Below are 11376 nucleotides of genomic sequence, written 5' to 3' on the forward strand. Positions count from 1 at the left end.
TTGTATTCTGAATTATATTCAGGAGCAATTACTGCGTCAGTTCGCTGCGCTCGTGTCCAGGTTTCCGTTACAAGTTTTTTCATTGCTGCCTTTTTTTGTAAGGCAAAAAAAGAGCTTCCGTTGGTCGCTTTTTTTTACCAAAAAAAATAGTCAGCCATTTCAAAAACTTTCCACTGCAATCTGGGCTAAAAAAAGTAGACATAATGACATTATCCGAAAACGGGTATGGTCTTTGTGTAGTTCTTTTCAAACTTTTAAACTTTAAACCTTAAACTATTATAAAATATGGACTACGGAAAAGAATTCAAAAAATTTGCGATTAAAGGCCAAGGCGTAAATGCAATGTACTATGATAAAATAGTTGCTGCAATGAACCCAAAAGGAATGACCCCTTATATAATTGAAGAGCGCCAGTTAAATGTTTCTCAATTGGATGTTTTTTCAAGATTAATGATGGACAGAATTATTTTCTTGGGAACAGGAATCGATGATCAAATTGCCAATATTGTTCAGGCTCAATTATTATTCTTAGAAAGCGCGGATGCTTCCAAAGATATTCAGATTTATTTGAATTCACCTGGAGGAAGTGTTTATGCAGGTTTAGGAATTTATGATACTATGCAATATATCAAGCCAGATGTTGCTACAATTTGTACAGGAATGGCAGCTTCTATGGGAGCAGTTCTTTTGTGTGCAGGTGCAGCAGGAAAACGTTCGGCATTGCCACATTCACGTGTAATGATTCACCAACCGTCTGGAGGTGCACAAGGTGTTGCCACCGATATGGAGATCAACTTACGCGAAATGCTGAAATTGAAAGATGAATTATATAATATTATTTCACATCATTCCGGACAGACTTTTGAAAGAGTTCACAAAGACAGTGAACGCGATTACTGGATGAAAGCAGACGAAGCCAAAGAATACGGAATGATTGATGAAGTTTTAAGAAGAGGATAAATAGTTATTGGTTGACAGTTGATAGTTGTTGGATTTTAACCATCAACTATCAACCATCAACTATCAACCAAAAAAAGAATGGCAAAACAAGTATTACAATGTTCTTTCTGCGGAAGAAAGAAACCGGAAACCAATTTGTTGATTGCAGGGATCGATGCTCACATCTGTGATAAATGCATCGAACAAGCACATGGAATTGTTCTGGAAGAACTAAAAACAAACAGAAGTTCTAAACTAGTTGGTGATTTAATTTTAAAAAAACCAAAAGAAATCAGAGCTTTCCTTGATCAATACGTAATTGGACAGGAGCAAACCAAAAAAGTGATGTCTGTTGCGGTTTACAATCATTACAAACGTTTGATGCAACAGCAATTGGACGATGAAGTAGAGATTGAAAAAAGTAACATCATTATGGTTGGACAAACCGGTACAGGAAAAACTTTGGTTGCCAAAACCATTGCCAAAATGCTGGATGTGCCATTAGCTATTGTTGATGCTACAGTATTGACAGAAGCTGGTTATGTTGGCGAAGATGTTGAGAGTATTTTGACTCGTCTTCTACAAGCTGCTGATTATGATGTAACCAAAGCCGAAAGAGGTATCGTTTTCATTGATGAGATTGATAAAATTGCTCGTAAAAGCGATAATCCATCCATCACTCGTGATGTTTCAGGAGAAGGAGTACAACAAGCTTTGTTGAAATTATTGGAAGGAACTGTTGTTAATGTGCCGCCAAAAGGAGGGCGTAAACACCCTGACCAAAAATTCGTTGAGGTAAACACTCAAAATATCTTATTTATTGCCGGTGGAGCTTTTGATGGAGTAGAGCGTATTATTTCAAAACGTTTGAATCGTCAGGCTGTTGGTTATTCTACTTCTAAAAATGCAGACAATATAGATAAGGATAATTTGTTGCAATACATTATTCCAAAAGACATTAAAGATTTTGGTTTGATTCCTGAAATCATTGGTCGTTTGCCAGTTTTGACTCATATGGATCCATTGGACAGAGTAACTTTAAGAGCTATTTTGACACAACCTAAAAATGCTTTAATCAAACAATATCAAAAATTGTTTTTGATGGACGAAGTGGATTTTACCATTACCGATGAAGCTTTGGATTTTATTGTTGAAAAAGCTTTGGAATACAAATTAGGCGCGCGTGGATTACGTTCATTATGTGAAGCAATCTTAACCGATGCAATGTATGAATTACCAAGTTCTGAGGATAAAAAATTAGAAATTGATATGGAATACGCCAAAGAAACATTAAATAAAAATTTATTAAAGCGTTTAGAAATTGCTTCTTAAGCTTTAGTAACTAAAAATAATTACTAAACCTGCTCTGTAAATAGGGCGGGTTTTTTTGTACTTTGTATCTTTTTCCAAAATTATTGTAGCAATGAAAAATAAGAATCTGGAAATTGCCTGTTTTAACCTGGAATCGGCTATAATAGCTCAACAATTTGGCGCTGACCGAGTAGAGTTTTGCGACAATTTCAAAGAGGGTGGAACCACACCAGATTTTAAACTTGCTCAACAAGTCCGAGACAAATTGACTATTCAAATGAATGTGATGATTCGTCCTAGAGGTGGTAATTTTGTTTACAGTGACGTTGAATTTGAACAAATGAAATTAGCTATTCAACAATTCAAAAAAATTAATATTGATGGTTTTGTTTTTGGAATGCTGAATCCCGATAATAGTTTTGATCAAAGAAACAAAGAACTTATTGAACTTGCTAATCCTATTCCCTGCACTTTTCACCGTGCATTTGATGTTATTTCGAATGTTTATGAATCATTAGAATTAATAATTGATTCTGGATTTAAAACAGTGTTAACATCTGGACAAAGAAATGATGTAATCGAAGGATGCAAAATTTTGGAAGTTTTGATGCAAAAAGCAAATAATCGAATCGTGATTATGCCTGGCGGTGGATTACGCTCTTCCAACATTGTTAAGTTAGATCAAAAAGTGAATGCTTCTTTTTATCATTCTTCTGCGATTACTGGTCCAGATGAAATAGCTAATGGAATTGAAATTGGAAAAATGAAGGATTTTCTAAAAGAAATTACAAAGTAAGAGAAATCTTTTTATTAGAAATAAATCAAAATACGAAAACCTGTTCTATTTCTTAGAATAGGTTTTTTTATCGGGAAAAAAGAAATTTATATTTGATTATTTGTAAATTTATAAATCTAAATTATTGATTATGATAACAGTACGATGTATAGTTGATGCTCCATTAGAAACAGTTTGGGATTTTTGGACAAATCCACAACACATTACTGAATGGAATAATGCTTCAGATGATTGGCATACACCCTATGCAGAAAATGATTTACGAAAGGGTGGTAGTTTTAAATTTACAATGGCTTCAAAAGATGGAACAATGAGTTTTGATTTTGGAGGAGTTTACACGGAAGTGACCCTTCATTCATTGATAGAATATGAAATTGGTGATGGGCGTAAAGTATCGGTTTACTTCGTAAATCTGGAAAATGGTGTAGAAATAATCGAGAGTTTTGAACCTGAAAATCAAAATCCTGAGGAAATGCAACGAGCAGGCTGGCAGGCGATTTTGGATAATTTTAAAAAGTACGTTGAGTCACGATAACTTAAAACAAAACAATGGTAAAACAGATTTGGCTAAACTTGCCGGTAAAAGATGTTGCAAAATCAAAAGCCTTTTTTTCTGCAATTGGTTTTACTTTTAATCAACAAAATGAGACATCAACAATGGCATGCATGTTCGTTGGAGACAATAATTTTGTAGTAATGCTTTTTGAAGAAAATCAGCTTCAAGGCTATATACAAAACAAAATAACAGATACTCGTGAGAGTTCGGAAATGATGATATCGCTTGATGCCCAAAGCAAGCAGGAGGTGGATGATTTTGCTCAAACAGTCCGAGATGCTGGTGGGCTGGTTTTTGCTGAACCTGCCGAAAGTCAAGGTTGGTTGTATGGCTGCGCTTTTGCTGATTTGGATGGTCATCGCTGGAATATTTTATATATGGATAATGATAAAAAGCCTAAATAAAAATTAGCTATTAAGACTTTGGAATTTAAAATTGCGATTAATGCAACTAAAGAAAAAGTTTGGGAAGTTTTATGGGAAGATCAAACATATAGAGAATGGGCCGCTGTCTTTTGCGAAGGAACTTATGCTTTGAGTACTTGGGAAGAGGGTGATCCTATTCATTTTTTGAATCCTGAAGGAATGGGAATGAATAGTGTTATTTTTAAAAAAGAAGACAACGAGTATATGGCATTCAAACATTTGTCTGAAATTAAAGATCATATTGTTTTGCCTGTTGGGGAGTCCTCTGAAGGCTGGTCTGGAGGGATGGAAACGTATAGACTCGTTTCTATTGATATAGGAACTTTACTCGAAGCAACAATCGATACAGTAGACAAATATGTTGATTTTTTTCAGGATGTTTTCCCCAAAGCATTAGAAAAAGTAAAGGAACTTTCAGAGAAAAAATAAAGAAAATAAAGGCTAAGTGATTGATTATCTTATAATTTTAAACTAAATATAAACACATTAAATGAAAAAATTATGGCAGCAGTTAATCCTTATTTAATTTTTAATGGAAATTGCGAAGAAGCATTTCTGTTTTACAAATCTGTTTTTGGAGGAGAATTCCCGTATATCGGAAAATTTAAAGATATGCCTGTTGACGAAAATAGTCCAAAATTATCTGATGAACAAGCCAACAGAATCATGCATGTAAGTTTACCAATTGGCAACACTATTTTGATGGGAAGTGACAGTCATGATGAAGCTGGAGCAGTTGCTTTTGGTTCGAATGTTTCAATTTCTATTAATACAGAAAGCGTTGCTGAAGCCGATCGGATTTTCAACGGACTTTCGGCAGGAGGAAACCCTTTTATGCCTATGAACAAAACTTTCTGGGGTGCTTATTTTGGGATGTTTGTGGATAAATTCGGAATTCATTGGATGGTCAATTTTGATGAAAATCCTGCTAAATAAGAAGATATCAATTATCATTAAATTTTTTGAATATGCGCGTATTAAGATTTATAGGTATTGGGATTGTTGGACTTATTGCTTTTCTTTTGATTGTTGCATTTATTATCCCTAAAGACTACACGATATCTGTCAGCACAACTATCAATAGGCCACAACAGGTTGTTTTTGATTATGTAAAAATGATTAAAAATCAAGAAAAGTACAGCGTTTGGGTAATGAAAGATCCAAAAGTAAAGATTGACTATACAGGAATTGACGGGACAGTCGGTGCAAAATCGTCATGGGTTAGTACAGACGATAATGTTGGAGAAGGTTCTCAACAAATTGCAAAATTAAGTGATGATAGAATTGATTTTAATCTTCATTTTGAAAAACCTATGAAAGGCGATAATACAGCAGCGATGATTGTTGAGCCAATTTCGATAGATAAAACCAAACTCACTAACGAATTTTACGGACACGCAGATTATCCAATGAATTTAATGAGTTTCATTTTTAAAGGTTTTATAGAAAAAGATCAGGCTCAAAATCTAGCAAATGTGAAGGCGATTTTAGAAAAGCAACCTTAATTTATAATGGTTCAAAAACAAAAACCGTTCAAAATTTTAATTTTTTGAACGGTTTTTTTGTTTGGTTATTTCATCATTCCTCCACCACTTTTTACTTTTTCAGTTTCAATATTGGTGTTTTCGCTTTGCATTTTCAGGTTTCCAAAATTATAGGTTAATGAAATACGGAACGTTCTGGAATCATTTTTTTGTCTATAACTTGTATTTAAATTTTCACCAGCAATTAATACGTTAGTTTCATTTTGATTAAAAACATCGAAACAATGTAAGCCAATCTTTAAGTTTTTATTCATAAAATCTCTGTTGAATGAAATATCAAACTGTTGAATTGGCTCAGTAACTTTATAAACTTGCCAGTTTCCTGGAGGAAGTATAAAATACATCATTGAGTTTTTGATTTTCCAAGGCAACATGATTTGCGATTGAAAGGCGTAATTGAAAATAGGCTTATTTGTATACGGGAAATAATATCCTTTAATATCGGATTTGACGTAATTTAGATTGACAAATATGTAATTCATCTCATCTATGTTTTTCATTCGTTTCTTGAATTCTTCTTTTCCTTTAAAAAAATAATCTAATGGAATCGGAAAATTCAAATAAGCACCAAATGTATTCAAATGATCAAATTGCTGATAAGTTTGTTTGCTTATCGGTGTAGTCGCATCAGCATCTGCACTAAAAACAAAAAGGTTGTTATCTTTTGATGCCGTATAATTCATTCCCAATTGGATAAACTGAAAAGCTGATATTTTGAATTCATAATTATCAAAAAAAGTTGGATCCAAAAATAAATTCCCTTGTGAACTGTTATATTGGTCAAAACCATTTCCGTTATTTGGATCTAAATTATTGTAATTAGGCTGATTGATTTTTTTAGAATACGAAGCTGAAATGTTCACGTCATCATTTATTTCATATATGGCGCTAAGATTTGGAAACAAATTGGTATTTGTAAATTTTATTGGTTCTGCCAAAGTATTAGTCACTCGTTTTACATGGTAATCTTCAAAACGCAATCCAGCAGTTAGACTTAATTTTTTAATCTTTTTTCGGGCTTCGGCATAGAAAGCCAAATTATTCTCTGAATAATCGAAATCGATCATATCTGTTCCCGAATTGGTATAATAATTTCCAATGTCATTTACTTCCAACACATTGAATTTTCCTCCTGTATTGATAGAAAAATTCATTTTTTGAAACGGAATAACAAAGTCATATTTCAAATAGTAATTTTTTAAATCAAAATTAAGATCACTATTGGCAAATGAATTTGAATTAGAAATTTTATCAATCGCATTCGATTCGGTAATTGGTTTTTTATCAAATAAATTACTGAATGCAATTATGTCTAAAGTTTTTCCGAGAGTATCTAGTTTAGTTTTGAATTGCAAACTGATTTCATGGTTATTATTTTTGATTTTGGTTGTTCCCTGATTAAAATAATCGATGCCAACTCCTTCTGTTGTTGCGTCAAAAACATTTCTGTCATTGGCATAGTTGCCATTATAATTGAATAATAAATTTGATTTTTCTGTCAGTTTATAATTTGTTCCAAGTCTAAAATACAAGTTCCTGTTCGTGCTTACGGTAAAGTTTTCCTGTTTTAAATACTGGATTGGATCAAATGCGGTAAACTGTTGGATATTGCTGGTCTTTGATTCACTATCAATGTAATTATAACCCAGCATTGTTTGCCAGCTTAGATTTTTTTCTTTTCCGTTTAAAAGAATTTGCGGACTTGGTTTTTGGTATTTATTAAAATTGTAATTGATATTAAAACTAGCATTTACACCTTTCATTCTTTTAGAGCTTGTCACAATATTGATTATTGAACCACTGGCATTCGCATCAAATGAAGCACCAGGATTGTAAATGAGTTCTACCTTTTCGATGGCATTTGCGGGTAACGAATTCAAGTAGTTTTGCAAATCATTTCCAGACAAAGTACTTGGTGCGCCATCAATATAAATGGTGACATTTTTTCCGTTTAATGAGATTCCTCCGGTTGGCGAAGTAATTACACCAGGCAGTTTTTTTACAGCTTCAAGACTGCTGCCACTATTGAGCATGTCGTTTTCTTTTACATTAATTGTAGTTTTATCTGATTCTACTTTTATGTATTTCTTTTGAGAAGTAATAGTTACTTCATTAAGCTGATTAACTTTTTCTTTAATGGAGTCTTTTGCGACAGCCGTCGAACTTTCTGAATTTGGCCTTGTTTCCTGAGCAAAAATAAAAGTGGTGCTCAGTAGCACTAACGCTAATAATGTTGTTTTCATTTTTTGATTGATTTTTGATTGATGATTGCATACTAGACTTTCAAAATCAAAAAATGTTACAACAATTGTAAGAAAATATTTTTGTAATGAGTTTTAAATTAATTTCGGGAATAAAAAACGTAATATTTACATTTTTTTAATGATTTCATTTCTAATTATCTAACTATATAATCCTGCATTCCCTTTAATTGCTCAAGATAATCTCTTTTATTAGACAATCTCGGAATTTTGTGTTGACCTCCCAACTTATTGCATTCTTTGAGCCAGTCATAAAATAATCGTTCTCTGGCAACGTTGATCACTAGCGGATTAAGAGTCATATTGTTGTAGCGTTTAGCCTCATAATCGGAATTCAAAGATTGCAATGTTTCATCCAGAATCTTTTGAAAAGCGGCAATATCAGCTGGTTGTTTCTTAAATTCAATCATCCATTCATGAGCTCCTTTTTCTTTTTCTTTCATGAAAATTGGTGCAACTGTATAATCAACTACTTCGGCTTGGGTTAATTTACAGGTTTTAGCAATAGCCTGATCTGTGTTTTCGACCATTAATTCTTCACCAAAAACGTTGATGTGGTGTTTTGTTCGTCCTGTCACTCGAACACGATAAGGATTTAAAGAAGTAAAACGAACCGTGTCGCCGATTAAATATCGCCACAAACCGCCATTGGTCGTAATAACCATCGCGTAGTTTTTGAACAATTCCACATCCGATAAGCGAATTGCTTTTTGGTCTGGTGTTCCAAAAGTATCCATCGGAATAAATTCATAAAAAATACCGTAATCCAGCATTAGCAATAAATCACTCGAATTATTTAAGTCCTGAATGGCAAAAAAACCTTCGGAAGCATTATAAATTTCGTAGTATTTGAAATCATTTTGAGGAAGTATTTTCTTGTACTGATCGCGATATGGATCAAAACTTACGCCTCCGTGAAAGTACACTTCCAAGTTTGGCCAAATTTCCATCAGATTTGTTTTTCCGGTTTCTTCGAGAACTTTATTCATCAAAACCAACATCCACGAAGGAACCCCGGCAAAACTAGTCACATTTTCATTTATGGTTTCTTTGATGATGGCGCTCATTTTGGTTTCCCATTCGCTCATCAGCGAAATTTTACTGCTAGGCGTGCTGCTGAATTCAGCCCAAATCGGCATGTTTTCAATCAAAATTGCCGATAGATCCCCAAAAAAAGTATTCTTGTTTTCATAAATCTGCGAGCTGCCTCCCAAACGCAAGCTTTTGCCCACAAACATTTCAGATTCCTCATTGTTGTTCAAATATAAGCACAATAAATCCTTACTGCCTTTATAATGACAATCCTCGAGCGCTTCGTTGCTTACAGGAATGAATTTGCTTTTGGCATTTGTGGTTCCGCTGGATTTTGCAAACCATTTTACAGGCGTGTTCCAAAGAATATTTTGTTCTCCCTGACGAGTACGTTCTATATAAGGCTCCAAATCTTCATAGCTTGAAATCGGCACTCGCTCTGTAAAAGTTTTATATGATTTCATTGAAGCATAATCATATTTTTTGCCATAAATCGTTTCTTCCGAGGAACGGATTAAATTCATCAGCAATTCTTCCTGAACTTCATTTGGATACTTCAGGAAAAGTTCAATTTGATGAATTCTTTGTTTTAAAAACCAGGAAGCGATAGAATTTATAATGGATAGAGGCATTGCAATTGATTTAGAATTAACGATTTTAATTTCTAATTTTCTCCTAAGTGGAATATGAAAATTTAAGATTTGAATATCGACAGACAAATAGTAACTTTGCCTTCGTATCAAAAATAGTGTTTTTTTGTAAAAAAAATCCATTTCAATCAAATAAAGTAGCAGTAAAACCAACTGCTGCCTGCAATCTTAAATCTGCCATCTGCAATGACATACCAAGGAGTACTTTCTAAAATGCAAACCGAATTCGGCAACCCAATCCAATATTATTTGGTTTTCGAAAACAGTTTTTTGAACATGAATCAGCTTTTGAATAAAGAAATTGAAATCAAATTTGAAGGGCATCAATGTTTGAATTGCACTAAAAAGAAAAAAATATACCGTCAAGGATTCTGTTACGATTGTTTCTATGCAAGTCCGGCGGTGGGCGACTGGATTATGAAACCAGAGTTGAGCACCGCACATTTGGGAATCGCAGACAGAGATTTAGATTACGAACAAAAAGCACAATTGCAGCCTCACATCGTGTATTTGGCATTGTCCAGTGAAGTCAAAGTAGGAGTGACCCGAAAAACCCAAATGCCAACCCGATGGATTGATCAAGGAGCCAGTCAGGCAATATCAATTGTTGAGGTTCCCAATCGTTATTTGGCAGGAATTACCGAAGTCGCCTTAAAAAATCATTTTACCGACAAAACCAATTGGCGCAAAATGCTTCAAAATGATATCGTTGATTTGGACCTGATAGCTGAAAAACTAAAAGTACAAACGCTTCTTCCAGCCGAAGTGCAAGAATATTTTCATTTAGAAAAAAATGATTTGTACCAACTGGATTATCCCGTTTTGACTTATCCTAAAAAAGTGTCCAGTTTGAGTTTGGACAAAACACTACATTTTCAAGGAAAACTTGTTGGAATCAAAGGTCAATATTTAATCTTTGAAGACGGAACCGTTTTTAATATTAGAAGCTTTGAAGGCTATGTAGTATCGATTAATATCTAATAAAATAATTTGGGCGTGACCCCAGTAAAGAAAAGGGCAAACTACTGTGTGTGGATTGCCCTTTTCTTTACTGGGGTCGGGCTATCCATTACAAGTCCTCAACCAGTTCCGCTATCGCTGCACTGGTTTCCGGGCTTTTCATTTCTATCCCTCACGCAAAAAAGGGCTATTAAGTTAATATTCCATTTTGATTTTCTTTTATCATTCTATCAAGTCGCCAAATAAAGTTTGAGATAATTTATTTTGTGTCTTAGCGACTTTGCGAGATAACTAAATCTATTAATGAAAGATCAGCTAAAAACTTTATTTCTCAATATCAAAACACAGATAATCAATAATTTACATAACTTAGAGGCTGCTTTAAAAAATGAACAAAAAATAAAAATGAAAGTAGTATGGAAGATTCAAAAAACAAAACAGAGAATACGTTTTCACCAAAGGTGACAGGAATTGGCGGAATCTTTTTCTTTTCGGATAATCCTAGTGAAACAAGAGAATGGTATGCCAAAAATTTAGGTATTGAGACCAACGAATGGGGAGCTAATTTTGAATTCAGAAACAAAGATAAACCTGATGAGGTCGGCTCTCTTACTTGGAGTCCCTTTAAAAGAGGAAGCGAATATTTTGCACCATCAAAAAAGGAATTTATGATCAATTACAGAGTCCAGAATATCGAAGGGCTTGTAGAAAATCTAAAAGCTAATGGAGTCACTATTCTCGACGATATAGAAACTTTCGACTATGGAAAATTTGTTCACATCATGGACGCCGAAGGAAATAAAATCGAACTTTGGGAGCCTGTTGAATAATTGCAAACAAACTGTAATAATTACAAACGAAAAAGCCGTTTCCAACTTTTATATTGAGAAACGGCTTTTTCG

At 33.9% G+C, this 11376-nt stretch carries 12 protein-coding genes; 10 read left to right on the forward strand and 2 right to left on the reverse strand.

Annotation, left to right across the window (positions count from 1 at the left end; all coding sequences use genetic code 11):
- Nucleotides 1–285: 285 nt before the first annotated feature.
- From clpP to VLC96_RS16360, 8 genes are all read left to right on the forward strand, one after another.
- On the forward strand, nt 286–960 hold the full coding sequence (gene clpP / locus VLC96_RS16325) for an ATP-dependent Clp endopeptidase proteolytic subunit ClpP (RefSeq protein WP_325264624.1): 675 nt from the start codon (nt 286–288) through the stop codon (nt 958–960).
- 78 nt (nt 961–1038) lie between these two features.
- Nucleotides 1039–2271, forward strand: coding sequence for an ATP-dependent Clp protease ATP-binding subunit ClpX (gene clpX / locus VLC96_RS16330; protein WP_325264626.1), 1233 nt, complete (start codon nt 1039–1041; stop codon nt 2269–2271).
- Between the two features lie 91 nt (nt 2272–2362).
- A complete protein-coding gene (locus VLC96_RS16335) occupies nt 2363–3046 on the forward strand; it encodes a copper homeostasis protein CutC (protein ID WP_325264628.1) in 684 nt (227 codons plus the stop codon).
- A gap of 130 nt (nt 3047–3176) precedes the next feature.
- A complete protein-coding gene (locus tag VLC96_RS16340) occupies nt 3177–3581 on the forward strand; it encodes an SRPBCC family protein (protein ID WP_325264629.1) in 405 nt (134 codons plus the stop codon).
- A 14-nt stretch (nt 3582–3595) separates the two neighbouring features.
- Nucleotides 3596–4006: a VOC family protein gene (locus VLC96_RS16345; protein WP_325264631.1), complete on the forward strand. Its 411-nt coding sequence runs from the start codon at nt 3596–3598 to the stop codon at nt 4004–4006.
- An 18-nt stretch (nt 4007–4024) separates the two neighbouring features.
- Nucleotides 4025–4456: an SRPBCC domain-containing protein gene (locus VLC96_RS16350; RefSeq protein ID WP_325264633.1), complete on the forward strand. Its 432-nt coding sequence runs from the start codon at nt 4025–4027 to the stop codon at nt 4454–4456.
- A gap of 72 nt (nt 4457–4528) precedes the next feature.
- A complete protein-coding gene (locus VLC96_RS16355; RefSeq protein WP_325264635.1) occupies nt 4529–4963 on the forward strand; it encodes a VOC family protein in 435 nt (144 codons plus the stop codon).
- A gap of 32 nt (nt 4964–4995) precedes the next feature.
- Nucleotides 4996–5532, forward strand: coding sequence for an SRPBCC family protein (locus tag VLC96_RS16360; RefSeq protein WP_325264637.1), 537 nt, complete (start codon nt 4996–4998; stop codon nt 5530–5532).
- A gap of 65 nt (nt 5533–5597) precedes the next feature.
- Here the strand turns inward: VLC96_RS16360 and VLC96_RS16365 are convergent, their stop codons facing one another.
- Together VLC96_RS16365 and VLC96_RS16370 are read right to left on the reverse strand one after the other, a co-directional pair.
- The gene (locus tag VLC96_RS16365) at nt 5598–7814 is read right to left on the reverse strand and encodes a TonB-dependent receptor domain-containing protein (RefSeq protein ID WP_325264639.1); all 2217 of its coding nucleotides are present in this window, start codon (nt 7812–7814) and stop codon (nt 5598–5600) included.
- Between the two features lie 155 nt (nt 7815–7969).
- Complete coding sequence (locus VLC96_RS16370) at nt 7970–9496, reverse strand: GH3 auxin-responsive promoter family protein (protein ID WP_325264640.1); 1527 nt, start codon at nt 9494–9496, stop codon at nt 7970–7972.
- A gap of 204 nt (nt 9497–9700) precedes the next feature.
- Here VLC96_RS16370 and VLC96_RS16375 point away from each other — a divergent pair, with 204 nt between their 5' ends.
- Together VLC96_RS16375 and VLC96_RS16380 are read left to right on the forward strand one after the other, a co-directional pair.
- Nucleotides 9701–10495, forward strand: a complete 795-nt coding sequence (locus VLC96_RS16375; RefSeq protein WP_325264641.1) for a DUF2797 domain-containing protein — start codon at nt 9701–9703, stop codon at nt 10493–10495.
- Between the two features lie 395 nt (nt 10496–10890).
- Nucleotides 10891–11304 carry a VOC family protein gene (locus tag VLC96_RS16380; RefSeq protein ID WP_325264642.1) on the forward strand — a complete coding sequence of 138 codons (414 nt, stop codon included), beginning with the start codon at nt 10891–10893 and terminating at the stop codon, nt 11302–11304.
- Nucleotides 11305–11376 lie beyond the last annotated feature (72 nt).

The sequence above is a fragment of the Flavobacterium sp. genome, from assembly GCF_035456085.1.
In the GTDB taxonomy this organism is placed as follows: domain Bacteria; phylum Bacteroidota; class Bacteroidia; order Flavobacteriales; family Flavobacteriaceae; genus Flavobacterium.